We start from the raw sequence: 15196 nt of genomic DNA, 5'->3' as shown, positions 1-15196 counted from the left end.
GGAACAGGCAATGAGGCAAAAGGAGAGAGGGACTGACGCGTATATGCTCTTGTCGCACCAGGGGCAGCGCTATGCCGTTCCGGCCCTGTCGGTCCGGCAGATCAGTCCCCTGCCCCATTTGCAGAAGGCGGTTGAATATCCGCCGCCAGTGGCCGGTTTGCTCAACTGGCGTGAACAGGTGATTCCGGTGCTGGATCTGTCCCTTTGCCTGGGACGGCGTGGTCGGCCCCTGTCCCTGAACGACCGGTTGATCGTGCTGGAGGCGGAAGGACAGATCTTTGGGCTCATCGTCGAGGATTGCTGCGAGATGCGCGATTTTTCAGACGAGACGCTTCGCCTGCCGACAGTCTTTCAGGGACCGGCAGGCTTTCCTTCCTATATGAAACGGGCCTTTTCCGACCGGGACGGCCTCTGCTTCCTGATCGACCTTCCCCGCCTGCTGGCGGAAGCGGTTACCGAGGCAACCTGGGGTGACGATGACCCGGGCGCAGTCGGGGGAAAGAATGCCGCCGGCGCCTGGACAGAGAGAGAGCGCCGGATTCTGTTGACCCGAACGCGGGCGTTGCAACGGGGAAGACACAGGGACAGTGACAGCGGGACCCGTATGGGCGCTGTCGTTGTCATCGGTCAGGAATCGTTCTGGATCGACATTCGCTTCGTGCGGGAGTTTGCGCCAGCCGATCCGTTGATCCCCATCCCGTGCACGCCGCCCTTTGTCGCCGGTGTCAGCAAGCTGCGAGGACAACTGATCACCGTCTTTGACCTCCGGACGTTGCTGGGCGCCGCCGGGGAGGGAGATGCGCGACAGGCGGGGAAGCTGGTCGTTGTCGAGGTTGACGGGGTGCTGGCTGCCCTTCTGGTGGAATCGGTGATCGATGTTGCGCCGATTCGCCCGGAGAAGATCCGCCGTTCGCCGTTGGCGCTGCAGCGGATACCGGAAGAGTATGCCGGCGGGGAAGTCCAATACGGGGAAAAGGCGAGGGCAACCATCCTCGATGTGGCGCGAATCCTCTCCGGAGGAGACATGGAGATTCACGACGAGGTTTGAGCGGGATGAATCGGCGACCATGGGCAGATCGCCCACGATGCAACAATAACTGTGGAGAGGAGGGATCTGGCCGATGAAGATGCATAGGAATCTGCGGGCCAAGATCATCGGAGGATTCGCCCTGCTTTTTTTATTCCTGGCTGGGCTGTTTGGCGCAGATACGTACCTCAGCTACCAGGTCATCGTCTTACAGGACCAAGCGTTGGACCAGCAGAAAGAGGCTCAGTTCATGCTGGAATTGGAAAACGCCCACCTGGTCTGGATGACGGATCTGAAAGAATCGCTGCTGACAGGAAAATCCTTTACGGGGACTTTGGATCATACCAAGTGCAAACTCGGCAGCTGGTACTACGAGTATATGACCACCGCCGAGTACCAGCAGATGTCGCCGGAGATGAAGAGCGCCCTGAAGGAGTTGGAGGAGCCCCATCGCTTGCTCCATGCCTATGGTGGAGAGGCGGCGGCGCTGATCAACAGCGGGAAGCTGGCTGAAGCGGAAAAGGTCTATCAGCAAAAGCTGACACCGGTGACGGAAAAGACCTACAGCCTGATCCGGCAGTTGATGAACGACAAGCTGACCCGTTCGGCAGACCTTTCTAAACAGGCCAACGAGCAGCATGAGAAGGTGAGCCGTCTCTTTTGGATCATCTCTGTGGCTGGCTTGCTGATTGCCGGGCTGGCGGCGGCCTATCTCTCGACGGGCATCGCCCGACCCATCCAAGAAACGATCGAGACGATCGCCACGACGACGGCGGAAGTGGCGGCATCGGTGGAACAAAATGAGCGCACCGCCATCTCTCAGTCTTCCTCGGTGGCGGAAGTCACCTCGACGATGGAAGAACTGCGCATCTCCTCGGACCAATCGTTCCAGCAGGCGCGCCGTATCGCCGATAATGCCCAGCAATCGGCGCAAGCCGCCGTCGGCGGCATGGGGACGGCCGAAGGGATGATCCGGGAGATGCGGGAGTTGAAGGAGAAAGTCAATTCCATCGCGGTGCAGATGTTGAACCTGAGTGAACAAGTGGGTCAGATCGGCGTCATCAGCGGCACCGTCAAGGAACTGGCCGATCAGACAAACATGCTCGCCCTTAACGCAGCAGTAGAAGCGGCTAGGGCCGGTGAGCATGGGCGCGGTTTCTCTGTTGTTTCCGCCGAGATCCGCAAGCTGGCTGATCAGAGCAAAAAAGCCTCCCAGCGCATCGGCGCCATCGTCAGCGAGGTGCAGAAGGCTACGAACACCACGGTGATGGTGACGGAAGAGGGAACGAAAAAGGTGGACGCCACTGAGCGGTCGACTTTGCATACGGTGGAGGCTTTCAGCGGACTGCATCAGAGCATGGACGAGATCTCTCACTATGTCCAGCAGGTTTCGCTGAACCTGCAGCAGCAATCGGAAGCAGTGTCCGGCGTAACGAAAGCCATGGAGGAGATCCTCCGGGGCACCAGGGAAACGGCTTCCGCCATCAGCCAGACGAAAAGCGGCATGCAGAACCTGAACAAGGTCGGGCTCATGCTGAAAGATATGGTTTAGGGCGAGGGTGAGTCACATGCGGATCGGCGATGATGAACTGCGCGAACTGTTCCAGATCGAATCGACGGAGCGCTTGGATCGCATGGAAGCCAATCTCTTGCGACTGGAAGCGGCGGGCGCCGACCCGTCCCTGTTGACGGAACTGTACCGGGACGCCCACAGCCTCAAGGGCGCCGCCCGACTGGTCGAACAGAGGGAAATGGAACAGCTTGCCCACCAGATGGAAGACTGCTTCGATCAGGTAAAGAGCGGCGCTTTACCGATTACGCCCGATTTAGTAACAGAATTGGAGGGTTCCATCGACCATCTCCGGCAGATGGCCTACCGGGCGGTCGTCGGCGAGGCGGCGCCGGCTTTGTCGCCCGACGCGCCGCCGAGCCCGTCGCCGACTGAACAGCCCGATAGGGCGCAGGATGCGCCGCAAGACGCGCCGCAAGACGCCGGAAGCGATGAGCCGGATAAGTCGCCTGAGTCGGCAGCGGCCACCGGTTTTTCCGGAACCTCTCAGATGCCCCCTCCGCTTATCGAGACGGCTATTTCCCCTGAAAAGCAGGCCACTGGCCCGGCGACGGCCGAGTCGGCCCCCTCGCGGGAACCGGAAAGTTCGGACATCGCCCGTTTTGAAACGGTGCGCATCGCCACATCCCGCCTCGATGATCTGCTTCAGGAAACGGGCGAACTGACGGTCGTGCAGCGGCGGATCGACGATCGCACCCACCAGATCGAGCAGTTGATCAGTACCCTGGAGGAGGCTGTGATCACCTCATCCAGCCTCCAGAGGAGCGCCGGTAAGGCGTCGTCGGCGTTGGGGCTGTCCCTGTTTCACGGTCGTTTCGCCCAGGTGATCCGCGACTTTTCCGAACTGCACAAACTCCTTCTGGCCGATAGCGAACGGCTCTCTTTTATCGCCAATCGCCTTCATGACGAGGTGCGCGACTTGCGGCTCATGCCCCTGAGCATCCTCTTTGGGCAGTTTCCCCGTCTGGTTCGCGACCTGGCCCGCGATCAGGGAAAGGAGATCCGCCTCGAAATCAGCGGTGACGACATCCTGGTGGATAAGTTGCTCCTGGAACAACTCAAAGATCCCCTCGTCCACCTGATCCGCAACGCCATCGATCATGGCGTGGAAAGGGCGGACCGCCGCCGGGAAATGGGAAAACCGGCGCAGGCGACGATTCGCCTGATGGCGAGCCAGACGGAAACCCATGTCTGCCTGGAGGTGGCCGATGATGGCGCCGGCCTTGACATCACCGCCATCCGGCGCAAGGCCATGAGTCAATCCCTGCGCAGCCGCGACGAACTGGAAGCGATGACACCGCACCAAATCGAAATGCTTGTTTTCGAATCCGGCTTCACCACGCGGACGGCTGTATCCAACATCTCCGGTCGTGGGATCGGACTGGATGTGGTCAAAGACAGGGTGGAAAAACTAAAAGGCGTCGTACAGATCCGGACGACGCCTGGACAGGGATGCCTATTCTCTCTCAAACTCCCCCGTTCGCTGATGACAACGGCGATCATCGTCGTTAAGGCGGGAGGATATCTTTACGGCATACCGGCCGAAATGGTCGTCAACCTGATCCGCGTCTCCACGAAAGACATCTATAAAAGCGGTGGCGCGCCGACGATTGCTTATGAAGGACAGCCCATCTCGGTGGCAGAGCTGCGGTCTTTGTTGGAGGTGGAGGGACCGGCAAAGCCGCCCGGCGGTGACTACCGGTTTTGCGTCGTTATCTCCACCGGAGAGACGGCGGATCGCCTGGCTTTGATCGTTGACGACTTCATCGCCGAAGGACAGGTGATCGTGAAGCCCTTCTGTTCGTTGCTCAAGCGGGTGCGCAATGTGCTCGGGGCGACGACCCTCGCGACGGGCGAAGTATGTATGGTGCTCAATCCCCATGACCTGATCCGGACGGTGCGCAAGGGCGGCGGGCGACAACTGCCCGACCTGATCCCTCAGGCGGCGGCCAAGCCCAGGGTGTTGCTGGCCGACGACTCGATCACCACACGGGTGCAACTCAAGCGCATCGTCGAAAGCGTAGGCTATGAGGCGATCACCTGTGTAAATGGCGCCGAAGCGTGGCAGCGTTTGCAGCAGCGCGATGTGCAAGCGGTGCTCAGCGACGTGGAGATGCCGGAGATGGACGGTTTTGCCTTGACAGAGAAAATCCGCCAGGCGCCGGCGCTGAAAGACCTCCCAGTGATCCTGATCACATCGCTCAGCCGTGACACGGAACGGCAACGAGGCGTCGCTGTCGGCGCTGACGCCTACATCGTGAAATCATCCTTCGACCAGGAGTTTCTGCTGGAAACGTTGAGGCGGCTCATGTAGCTGGTGTCGGGGGCAGCAAGGAGGCGAGCATGAAAAAGATCCGTGTGGTCCTCGTAGACGATTCGCCGGTGGCGCTTTTCGTATTGAAGAAGCTTCTCGCCCGTTCCGACCATATCGATGTGGTCGGAACGGCGTCCGACGGGCGCCAGGCCCTGGCGCTGATCCCGATGGCGGACCCGGATGTTGTCTGCACCGACCTGCACATGCCGGAGATGGATGGCCTGGAATTGACACGCCGGTTGATGGAAGAGTTTCCGAAGCCGATCATGGTTTTGAGCGCTGTCGACGGCAACGCCGAACGGACGTTCCAGGTCCTTCAGGCCGGGGCGCTCGAGTTTGTGGAAAAACCGGCGGGACTGGCTGAACCGGAACTGAAGGACAAGGCCAAAGAGATCATTGACAAGATCAGCATCCTCGCCGGCGTGAAGGTTTTCCGCAAACGCCGGCAGGCCGGTCTGGCTGGTCTGCCCACGGTTTTGTCGCCACTGCCGGGTTTCGCTCCGGCGATGGGGATAGGGCAGGTCCTGGGGCAGACGCTCGCCACCCCGGCGGTGATCGGCATCGGCGCGTCGACGGGCGGTCCGACGGCGTTTTCGGAGATTTTACGGGAGATCCCCGCCGATTACCCTGTGCCCATCGTGGCGGTCCAGCACATGGCGGCCGGTTTCATGAGCGCCTTTGTTCACCACCTGAACGGATTCAGCCGGATCGAGGCGAAACTGGCGGAAGAAGGCGAAAAGATACGCCCTGGCCGCCTGTACTTTGCGCCGGAAGATTACCACCTGGAAGTGGAACGGAGCGGCTGCCTCCGGTTGAGCGGCGCGCCGCCGCTGGAAGGTCACCGGCCGTCGGTAGGCGTGCTGCTGGCGTCACTGGGCAGACACTTTGCCGCCGAGAGTTGGGGCGTCCTGCTGACGGGAATGGGCAAAGACGGCGCGGCAGCGCTGAAAACCATCCGCAACACCGGCGGTTTCACCGTCGCCCAAGAGGAGGCGTCCTGCGCCGTCTACGGCATGCCCGGCGAGGCGGAAAAACTCGGCGCCGCCTGCCGGTTCATGGCGCCGAGGGCGATTGGAAAACTGCTTGCCGGGTTGGCCAGACGGTAAGGGCTTTCGTGAGTCACGCCCATCATGGGTATCACGCGCCTGCCGCGAAACAGGCCACCTGATTGCCGCCTACCTGTTTGGCCGCATACATGGCATTATCGGCGCTGATCATCAGGCTGTCTGCATCAGTTCCGTTCAGCGGGAAGAGACTGACGCCGACACTGGCGCCGATCTGGATCGTCACATCGTCGTCAATGACGATCGGCTCTGCCACCTGGGCGATGATCTTTTCGCTGACATGGACAGCGTCTTTGCAAGTGATAATGTTGGGAAGAATGACGACAAACTCGTCGCCGCCCAGCCGCCCAACCGTATCGGAATCGCGGAGGGTCTTCTGCAGGCGGCATGCCACAATCTGCAACACCTGGTCGCCAGTCCGATGACCGTATTGGTCATTGACCGGTTTAAAATCGTCCAAATCGATGTACAGCAGCGCGAGCATCGCGCTGTTTCGTTTTGCGGTGGCTAAAGCCTGTCCGAGCCGGTCGTCGATCAGATACCGGTTGGGCAACTTGGTCAACGGATCATGGAGCGCTAAAAAGCGAATCTCCTCTTCGGCCTTGTGGCGATCGGTGATGTCGACGGAGAAGGAGAGGACGCCGATGATGTTGCCGGCTTCGTCCCGGTAAGGCAGTTTGTCGATGCTGGCCCAGCGGATCTCTGTGGAGTGCTTTTTCTTGATGGGATAGGTCTTATTGAGAATGGGCTGGCCCGTTTGGATCACCGACAAGGCCTCCTCGTAACGGGTCTGTCCGTTCAAGATCAAAAAATCGAGGCTCTGTTTGCCGAGCACTTCCGCTTCGGAAAAGCCTGTCATTCGTTCGACCGCTTTGTTCACCCGGACAATTTTGGCCTCGCGGTCCATGTAGTAGATGGCCATCGGCGCGTGATCGAGGATCTGTTGGAGTTCCTCTTTTTGCGCCCGCAGCTCCTTTTGCGCTTGGGCCAGGTGGTCGCGGGTGTTTTCAAAGTAGACCAGAAGGATGCTGATCGAGATCACCTGTTTCAGGAGGGAGCCGATCAGGTATCCCCAGGTGGCCAGGGCAGGGAGGTCTTGCAGAAAGGGATAATCGGCGGTATGGATCCCCCACAGGATGATAGACCACCCCGTGAGCGCCTTGCCGACGCCGTGGATTTTTTCGGACCGTAAGAAACAAATGCCGGTCCACAGATAAATAGAGGACATGAAGAGAAAGAAAAGCGCGCTGACACTATGGCTGGCGGACAGGGTGACTGTGGCCGCAGCCGCTGCCACGCCAGCGACTGGAAGGAACAACCACCATTGCGGGATGGCTTTGCCGATAAAATCATAGGTGCCCCATAAGAGAAGGCAAGCAACGAGGACGGGACAGACGGTATCGAGAAACAGAAGTCCTGTCGACGTCATGCCCAACTCACGGAGCATGTCCAGGGCATTTCGCGCCGCGTAGAAGGCCCAACTGGCGGCCCAGATGGCGGTAAAGCGTTCTCCATATTTTTTGTAGAGGTATAAGAAAACGCCGCAGAGGAGAAGGGAGCTGAACGTGGAGATGATCATAACCGTCAATAAATCCATCGCGATCACCTTCAACCATATTAATTCTGAATCAGACCGGCGTCTTCTTGCAGGAAAATAAAGGATATGAAGAACAGCGAGATCCAAATAGGGTCAATTTCGTTTCTTTCGTGACGTGCCCCCTCGAATCCTTGTCATTTGCCGTTTTTTTTCAATTAAAAAGCTTGAAATGGTTGCCGCCTCTGCGCAGTTACAGGGGACTGCTGAGGGACCGCGTATGAACAGAGGACATGGGTTAGACTAAGGGTAGACAGCCCCGATACAGCAAGGAGGTATGGGAGATTCCATGTTCTCAAAACAACTTCAGGACGAACTGAATGAACAACTGAAACACGAATTGTTTTCGGCCCACCTCTACCTGGCCATGGCCGCCTACAGCGCCGATCAGGATCTGAACGGCTTTGAAAACTTCTTCAAGGTGCAGGCGGAAGAGGAACGGTTTCACGCCATGAAGTTCTTCGACTTCATCAATGAAATGGGCGGCAGGACAGTGATCAAGGGCCTCGACGAGCCCCACAACGAGTACGGGTCGGTCCTGGACGCCTTCGAAAAGAGCTATGAACATGAGCGCTTCGTGACCAAGCGGATCTACGCCCTGATGGACATGGCCACTGAAGAGCGGGAGCACGCCACGGTCAGCTTTCTCCGCTGGTTCATCGATGAGCAGGTGGAAGAAGAGTCCATGTTTTTGGGCTTGATCAAAAAGCTCCGCTTCGTGCAGAACAACCCAAGCGGCTTGTACATGATCAATGCGGAGTTGGCCAACCGGACCTTCACGCCACCGGCGGGGGAGGCGTAAGGCGCTCCAGCTTGTAGGCTCCGAATGAGGTGATCCACTGGGTGACGGGATGAATCGAAGGGTAGCATGGTGCAACCGATGGTTAAAAGAACCCATGGAGATGCACGGTTTTCGCCGTGTACTCCATGGGTTGTTGGATTTCAATGCCTGCCTGCACAATGGGCTCTATTTTCATTAGCGCCGATTTGCCTTATTCGCTTCCTCATCTGACGGAGACTCCGGCGGCTTTTCCCCATCTCCGCCGTTTTTCTCGACCCCCATCCCGTCGCGGACCTGACGAAAGGATTTGATCATTCCATAGGACACGCCGGATACACAGGCCACATAAACGCCATACTCTGCCCCGTGTTTGAAGTTGCTCCATGATAAAGCTTCTTTCATCCAGAGTCCGTACAGACCTCCCCAGAGAAACCCTGCTCCTAATAGGACAAAGGGGAGGAGCACTTTGAACTTTTCCGACTGCCGTTTCATCATGTACTTGACGAGTTCCACTGTGGTGGTGATCAGGACGAAGAGAACGGTGGAAAGGTACTCCTGGTCGACGATGAATCCCGTTGAAGCGGGCAGTGTTTCCATCGCTTCACCTCCGTGTTCGGGCGTCTTTAAGCAGAGACAAAGAGGGGAGGCAAAAGAATAGCCAACGATCATGCGCGTGCTAAGCGTGGGGTGTAGATAGGGGATGAAAAAGGTAATATATAGTAATCTGTTTTAGTGTAATGCGAAGATGGGGAAAAAGTGCTTGAATCCTTCAAGGATTGCTTGAACTCGGAAATAGGAGAAGCGGGCAAGAAGAAAGGGACACCCTTGTGCAGAGTGTCCCTTTCTTCTTGGTTGAACGGTGATACCCGTTCGCCGATGGTGGATAGCGAATGGTTACTGGCGGACAGAAACAGAGGCCGATGGGTCCTCAAGCCAGCCGGTGCCAATCCTGGTGAACCGGCTGATACCCCTTGGCGATCAGCATCTCGCGCACCGCGTCGACGGATCGCTCGTCAGAGACGCGGAACTGGCCGTCGTCGGCGTTTTCGTCGATGTGACCGCCGACGGCAGTGACAGAACCGGCGGACATGCGGGTGATGCCGAGGGGGAGCAGGTGATCGCGCAGTTCCGCCGGCTCCCGCGTCGACAGGCTGATGCCGGCGCGGGGCATGAAGAGGCGGAAGGCGAGCAGGATCTGGACTAGGTCCTGATCAAAGACGGGTGATTCCGGCTGGTAGGCGCCGGGGCCGGCCTTGATGCGGGGGACGGCGATGCCGATCTCTGCGCCCAGGTATTTGTTTTGAAGGTAACTGGCATGTAGGCCTGTGAAGAAGGCTTCTGAGGGCCAGTGGTTTAAGCCGAGCAGAGCGCCGATGTTGACGGCCCGGAAGCCGGCCTGGCAGCCTCGCTCCGGCGCGTCGAGGCGCCAGCGGTAGTCTTTTTTCGGCCCGGCCGGGTGGAGCCGGTCGTAGACGGCGCGATCATACGTTTCATGGTAGATGGTCAGGCTGTCCACACCGGCTTCGGCCAGACGGCAGTAGGCCGCCACATCCATGGGGTTGACCTCGATCCCGACGGCGGTGAAGTGGTTTCGGACGATCTCCACGGCGTTGATCAGGTAATCGAGGGCGTCCTTGCCCGGCTTTTCGCCGGTGAGCAGGAGGATCTGTCGCAGCCCGGTGGCGGCGATGGCTTCGGCCTCCCCTTCGATCTCCGCCGTTGTCAGTTGCCGCCGCTCGATGTCGTTGCGGTGGTTGAAGTTGCAGTAGACACAGCGGTTGACACAGTAGTTGGCCAGGTAGATGGGCGTGTAGAGTTGGATGACGCGGCCGAAGTGCTGCCGCGTCAGGCGATGGGCTTTTTGAGCCATCGCCTCCAACCGCTCTGCGGCGGCGGGGGATAGAAGGGCCAGGAAGTCATGGGGCGAGAGGTAGTCTTTATTCAAGACGCCATCGACCTGGCGGAGGGAGACGCCCTCCAGAAATCGGGCAAAGTCAAAGCCCTCATAGGCTTCGATCTGTTCATAAAAAGAGTGCATGGGCCTAACTCCTCAAAAAGCCTGTCAGCGGCGAGCTGGCCCGGGCGTACTCGGTGGTTTCGCCCGGCTGGGCCAGGTAGGCGAGACGACCGGCTTCGACAGCCTGGCTGAAGGCGCGCGCCATGACGAGGGGGTTGCCGGCGGTGGCGATGGCTGTGTTGACGAGGCAGGCGGCAGCGCCCATCTCCATGGCTTCGGCGGCTTCGGAGGGCTTGCCGATGCCGGCGTCGACGATGACGGGGACGCGGCACTCCTCGATGAGGATGCGGACGATCTCCTTCGTCTTCAAGCCCCGGTTTGTGCCGATGGGCGCGCCCAGGGGCATGACGGCGGCGGCGCCGGCCCGCTCCAGTTCCTTGGCGGCATAGAGGTCGGGGTGCATGTAGGGAAGGACGACAAAGCCCTCTTCCGCGAGGACGCGGGTCGCTTTGATCGTCTCGTTGTTGTCGGGCAACAGGTATTTGTTGTCGGAGATGACTTCAATCTTCACCCAGTCGCCGCATCCGGCGGCGCGGGCCAGGCGGGCGATGCGGATGGCTTCTTCGGCCGTCCGGGCGCCTGAGGTGTTGGGCAGCAGGACACACTCCTTGGGGATGCAGCGAAGGATGTTGTCGCCGTCGCCGGAGAGGCTGACGCGCCGCAGGGCGACGGTGACGATCTCCACACCCGTCTGGGCGACGATGTCGCCGATGATGCTTTCGTCGGCAAACTTGCCGCTGCCGATGAACAGGCGGCTCTTCAGTTCCCGGCCGCCGATGACCAGTCGATCCATGGTTCAACCTCCTCCTACGAATGACAGGATTTCCAGGGTGTCGCCGTCGCTGATGCAGGTGTCGGGCCAGCGATCCCGGTGCAGGATCTGGCCGTTGTGCTCGATGACGACGACGGCAGGGTTCAGTTTGCGCTCGGCCAGAAAGGCGAGCAAGGGGGTGACGCCCGGCAATTCCACCGGGGCGCCGTTGACAGTAGCGCGCATGGAGGCACTCCTTTCCGCAATGACAGCGGGTTGACGTAAAGGGTAACGCTGAAGGGCAAACGCTGAAGAAGGGGAAAAACAAAAGGGCTTGCCGCAAAGGGCAAGCCGTTCAGAAAGCGAAAAAATGGGCGCTTCCGATTGCTTCCCTCCGCTGGTATGACCCAGGTCAGGTTCAAAGGGTTGAGAAGGGACCTTCTCTCTCAGCCGTGCGACGGCACCCCTAGCAAGGTGTGGATTGTGAAATTGTTGTGCAGTGAATTCGATGGTGACGACATAGATTATACGCCGAAAAACCGGCAGGAGCAAGCGGGTTTTAGAAGGTTTTTCCTTTCTATCGTCTCCTCCTCAACCTCCTCTGCCGAAACCGCTCCCCATCGCTCAAAAGATCATCCCGTATCCCGCGCCCTGTCAGGGATAAAAAGACATCATCCAAGGTGGGCTCATGGAGGCGGATCGCCTTCACCTGGTTGGGAAATGCGCTGAGAAAGCGCGGGATGAAAGCGTCGCCCTGTTCCACCTGAAAACTCAACGTATCGTCCGAAAGCACCGCTTCCATACCGAAGCGGTTTTTCAATTCCTCCGCCATAAATTCATTGTCGTCAGCGGTCAGCGTGATCCGGTCGCCGCCGACGGTCGTTTTCTTCAGATTTGTCGGCGTATCGAGGGCGATGATCCGGCCATGGTCGATGACGGCGATGCGGTCGCAGTGCTCCGCCTCATCCATGTAGTGGGTCGTCAGGAAGATGCAGAGCCCTAGGCTGTGTCGAAGGTGCAGGATATGTTCCCAGATGGCGGTGCGGGTCTGGGGATCAAGGCCGATGGTCGGCTCGTCTAAGAACAACACCTTTGGGTAGTGGAGGAGGCCCCGGGCGATCTCCAACCGGCGTTTCATCCCGCCGGAGTATTTCTTCACCAGATCCTTTTTACGGTCGGTCAGTTGAACCATTTCCAGAACGGCATCCATCCGCTCCTGCAAGAGACGCCGGGGCACGTTGTACAGCATCCCGTGAAAGTAGAGGTTTTCCATGGCCGTTAGGCGGTCATCGAGGGAAAAATCCTGAAAGACCAGACCGATCGACTGACGCACCTTCAAGGGATCCTTTTCCACGTCAAAGCCGTTCAAGACGGCCCGGCCTGAGGTGATCGAGAGCAAGGTGCAGAGGATCTTGATGGTCGTCGACTTGCCGGCGCCGTTGGGGCCGAGAAACCCGAAAATCTCGCCAGGCTTCACCGCGAAGGAGATGTCGTTGACAGCGGGAAAATCGTTGTACCGTTTGACTAAGTGTTCGACAGTGATAATATTATCCATAACACATGCCCCTTCGGTCATCCTGCCCTTTTCGGCGCGTTCATTATTACTGTGCTAATCCTATACTAACGAAAAGCGGCTGGAAGGGCAATCGAAGGAAAGGGCGGTTTCACCGGCAGAAGCGGAAATGAAATCAGAAGGTCATCAATGCAGAAGAGGGTGTCATCATTGGAAAATGTGCTGAAGACGATCTATGTCATCTGGTACCGCGAACTGATCCGGTTCATCCGCGAAAAAAGCCAGTGGGCCGGCATGATCCTCCAACCCACCTTTTATCTCACCTTTGTCGGCACGGGCATCGCCGCATCGATGCGATTTCGCGTCACCCCAGGCGCTGACGATGTGAACTACATGACCTTCATCTACCCCGGCATTATCGCCATGTCGGTCCTATTTACATCCATGTCCTCAGGCATCTCGATCATCTGGGACCGTGAGTTTGGCTTCTTAAAAGAGATCCTCGTCGCGCCGGTTCCCCGCTGGGCCATCTCCGTCGGCAAGGCCCTCGGCATCGGGACCATCGTCTGCTTCCAGGGCCTCGTCCTTTTGTGCCTCTCGCCGCTGGCCGGCGTGCCCATCACCATCGGCACGGCGCTGCTCGTCTTGCCCCTTTGCGCCCTGATCGGCTTTGCCATCGGGCTCTTGGGGATCTCCATCGCCGGACGGATGGAGTCGATGCAGGGATTTCAATTGATCTCCAACTTCCTGACGATGCCCATGTTTTTCTTGAGCGGCGCCATGTATCCCATGCAGAGCGCCCCCCTGTGGTTGCAGTGGCTCATGCGCGTCGACCCGCTCACCTATGGCGTCGACGCGCTCAGAAACGTCATCTACCGGGGCATCCCCGAGGCGGCGGTGATGCTTCACCACAGCCTTGCCGTCGATGTGGCGGCCTTGGGCGCCTTTGCCTTCGTGACGGCGCTCACCGGAATGACGGCTTTCAACCGGCAGGGATAAAACGAGGCGGCACAGCAGGCGGCGCAATTCCCCCGTGTCCAGTCTAGCCGTCGCGGTCCAGGCCGCTCAGTCTCGCATCGCCCGCATCCATATATAGACGAGGGGCGCCAGGAAGGCGACGGCGGCCAGCAGATAGCTGGACCAGGCGGCGCCGGTATAGCCGCGCTGCTGGAGCCAACGGCCGTAATTGACCGTATAGATGCAGATGGCGATCACGATCAGCATGCCGAATGCTTGGCTTTTGGTCATCGTACCAGATGCTCCTCTTGTTTGAGTGGTTCGTCCGGCTGAACCTGATAGCCGGGACGGCGCACATGGACGTGGATGTCCGCGATGAATTCAGCGTCGCGAAACCATTCACGCCAGGGGATGTTCCAGTACTCCCCAGTGGTCAGGGTGCGCATGCGCAGCGTGCGGACGAATTGAAAGGGATCGGCCGGGATCTTCTGCATCCGCTTGACCAGTCGAATAGCCTGGCTGTTCAGTTCTCGATTGATGAACGCCTCCATATCACGAAACCCTTCCGGTGTCGCGTAGGGCTTACGGCTGCTGATTTCCACGATGGTTCCATCCAGTTCAACTTTCACTTCGATGCGTATGGGGTGGACGGAATCGTCGACAGTGACCCGGAGAGGATCGCCGTGATTCAGCCGCATGGAAACGTATTTGCCTGGTTGATGGGGATCGGGGAACGTCCAAAGGCCGGTGTTGTATCTCCCGATCAGCATCGACCAGATGCGATTTTCTGCGCCATCCATATACGTAACCAGTTTCCCGCCAATAAAAACAGCCGAACCGATGTATTCCAGGGGGTTGCCGCCGGAACGGTGCAAATGGCCGGCAGATGTTTCCGGTTCAACGCCTGGCGTTTCCGTGCCATCCTTTCTGAACTCCGGCGTAGGCCGCGGCTTCACTTTAGAGTCCGGCTTTTCCTTAAGAATCTGATCATTGAGCGCAAAGACCGAGATGACCGTGTCCACATGGTATTCTTCAATCGTCCGGTTGATATCGAGCAGGCGGGTGACGGGGGCGTAATCGGTTCGTTCTTCTGAAGTGGCGATGCTCTCCAGGTAGCGCGCTACGTTTGTTTCCAGCACAGGCGTCGTATTCATGAAAATATCCCGGACGGCCACGTCTTTGACGATAAAGACGAAGAGCGCCCGCCGAAACTCGCGGTAACGGTTAAACACGTCAAGATAGGGCACGATTCCGTGCTGTGCGATCTTTTCGCCCAGCAGGACGGTCCGGCAGTGCATGTAAGACACCTGACGTTCGACTTGACTGTCGAGGTGGGACATGGCTTCCGGTATGGTTCGACCGGTGGCGGTGATCACCTTGGAGACTTCAGCAGGCGATGATACGCCGCCGCGCCCCGCTTGTGCCGTCAAGGATGAAGGGATGGAGATGCGGACAGTCAGTTCGATCTCCTCCTGGGGCCCCAAGTCGACGCCCATGGAGAGAACGAAGGCGTACTGATCCAGTTCCCGTTTGTCCCAGCAACCGGGCAGGATGAGGCCGCAGAGGAGGATAGCGATCACAACCGGCAGTCGTTTCTTTTTCGGCATG

General features: G+C 58.7%; 14 protein-coding genes and 1 riboswitch. Of the genes, 6 read left to right on the top strand and 8 right to left on the bottom strand.

Annotated elements, in window-relative coordinates; genetic code table 11:
- Positions 1–43 precede the first annotated feature (43 nt).
- The 4 genes from GTO89_RS13100 to cheB all read left to right on the top strand — a co-directional run bounded on the left by GTO89_RS13100 (position 44) and on the right by cheB (position 6017).
- Complete coding sequence (locus GTO89_RS13100; protein WP_161262535.1) at positions 44–1048, top strand: chemotaxis protein CheW; 1005 nt, start codon at positions 44–46, stop codon at positions 1046–1048.
- A gap of 73 nt (positions 1049–1121) precedes the next feature.
- Positions 1122–2579 carry a methyl-accepting chemotaxis protein gene (locus GTO89_RS13095; protein ID WP_161262534.1) on the top strand — a complete coding sequence of 486 codons (1458 nt, stop codon included), beginning with the start codon at positions 1122–1124 and terminating at the stop codon, positions 2577–2579.
- Positions 2580–2595: 16 nt separating this feature from the next.
- Complete coding sequence (locus GTO89_RS13090; RefSeq protein WP_161262533.1) at positions 2596–4911, top strand: hybrid sensor histidine kinase/response regulator; 2316 nt, start codon at positions 2596–2598, stop codon at positions 4909–4911.
- 29 nt (positions 4912–4940) lie between these two features.
- Positions 4941–6017 (top strand): chemotaxis-specific protein-glutamate methyltransferase CheB, encoded by a 1077-nt coding sequence (gene cheB / locus GTO89_RS13085; protein WP_161262532.1) that lies wholly within the window; start codon positions 4941–4943, stop codon positions 6015–6017.
- Between the two features lie 31 nt (positions 6018–6048).
- On the opposite strand, the gene GTO89_RS13080 is transcribed toward cheB, so the two are convergent.
- A complete protein-coding gene (locus GTO89_RS13080; RefSeq protein ID WP_161262531.1) occupies positions 6049–7572 on the bottom strand; it encodes a sensor domain-containing diguanylate cyclase in 1524 nt (507 codons plus the stop codon).
- Positions 7573–7858: 286 nt separating this feature from the next.
- On the opposite strand from GTO89_RS13080, the gene GTO89_RS13075 reads away from it, so the two are divergent.
- On the top strand, positions 7859–8371 hold the full coding sequence (locus tag GTO89_RS13075; RefSeq protein ID WP_161262530.1) for a ferritin: 513 nt from the start codon (positions 7859–7861) through the stop codon (positions 8369–8371).
- 174 nt (positions 8372–8545) lie between these two features.
- On the opposite strand, the gene GTO89_RS13070 is transcribed toward GTO89_RS13075, so the two are convergent.
- From GTO89_RS13070 to GTO89_RS13050, 5 genes are all read right to left on the bottom strand, one after another.
- Complete coding sequence (locus tag GTO89_RS13070) at positions 8546–8947, bottom strand: hypothetical protein (protein ID WP_161262529.1); 402 nt, start codon at positions 8945–8947, stop codon at positions 8546–8548.
- A 331-nt stretch (positions 8948–9278) separates the two neighbouring features.
- Positions 9279–10388, bottom strand: coding sequence for a 2-iminoacetate synthase ThiH (gene thiH / locus GTO89_RS13065; RefSeq protein ID WP_161262528.1), 1110 nt, complete (start codon positions 10386–10388; stop codon positions 9279–9281).
- Positions 10389–10392: 4 nt separating this feature from the next.
- Positions 10393–11160, bottom strand: a complete 768-nt coding sequence (locus GTO89_RS13060) for a thiazole synthase (protein ID WP_161262527.1) — start codon at positions 11158–11160, stop codon at positions 10393–10395.
- Positions 11161–11163: 3 nt separating this feature from the next.
- Positions 11164–11364 carry a sulfur carrier protein ThiS gene (gene thiS / locus GTO89_RS13055; RefSeq protein WP_161262526.1) on the bottom strand — a complete coding sequence of 67 codons (201 nt, stop codon included), beginning with the start codon at positions 11362–11364 and terminating at the stop codon, positions 11164–11166.
- Positions 11365–11490: 126 nt separating this feature from the next.
- Positions 11491–11596: riboswitch (TPP riboswitch) on the bottom strand.
- Between the two features lie 99 nt (positions 11597–11695).
- On the bottom strand, positions 11696–12673 hold the full coding sequence (locus tag GTO89_RS13050) for an ATP-binding cassette domain-containing protein (RefSeq protein WP_161262525.1): 978 nt from the start codon (positions 12671–12673) through the stop codon (positions 11696–11698).
- 147 nt (positions 12674–12820) lie between these two features.
- On the opposite strand from GTO89_RS13050, the gene GTO89_RS13045 reads away from it, so the two are divergent.
- On the top strand, positions 12821–13630 hold the full coding sequence (locus GTO89_RS13045; protein ID WP_235920458.1) for an ABC transporter permease: 810 nt from the start codon (positions 12821–12823) through the stop codon (positions 13628–13630).
- A 66-nt stretch (positions 13631–13696) separates the two neighbouring features.
- Here the strand turns inward: GTO89_RS13045 and GTO89_RS13040 are convergent, their stop codons facing one another.
- Both GTO89_RS13040 and GTO89_RS13035 read right to left on the bottom strand, forming a co-directional pair.
- Positions 13697–13879 (bottom strand): hypothetical protein, encoded by a 183-nt coding sequence (locus GTO89_RS13040; RefSeq protein ID WP_161262524.1) that lies wholly within the window; start codon positions 13877–13879, stop codon positions 13697–13699.
- Positions 13876–15195: a Ger(x)C family spore germination protein gene (locus GTO89_RS13035; RefSeq protein ID WP_235920469.1), complete on the bottom strand. Its 1320-nt coding sequence runs from the start codon at positions 15193–15195 to the stop codon at positions 13876–13878. Before GTO89_RS13035 ends, GTO89_RS13040 begins: the two co-directional genes overlap by 4 nt.
- Between the last annotated feature and the right edge of the window lies 1 nt (position 15196).

This window comes from Heliomicrobium gestii, assembly GCF_009877435.1.
GTDB classification, from domain to species: Bacteria; Bacillota; Desulfitobacteriia; order Heliobacteriales; family Heliobacteriaceae; genus Heliomicrobium; species Heliomicrobium gestii.
This window is presented reverse-complemented; position numbering and strand designations above follow the sequence as displayed.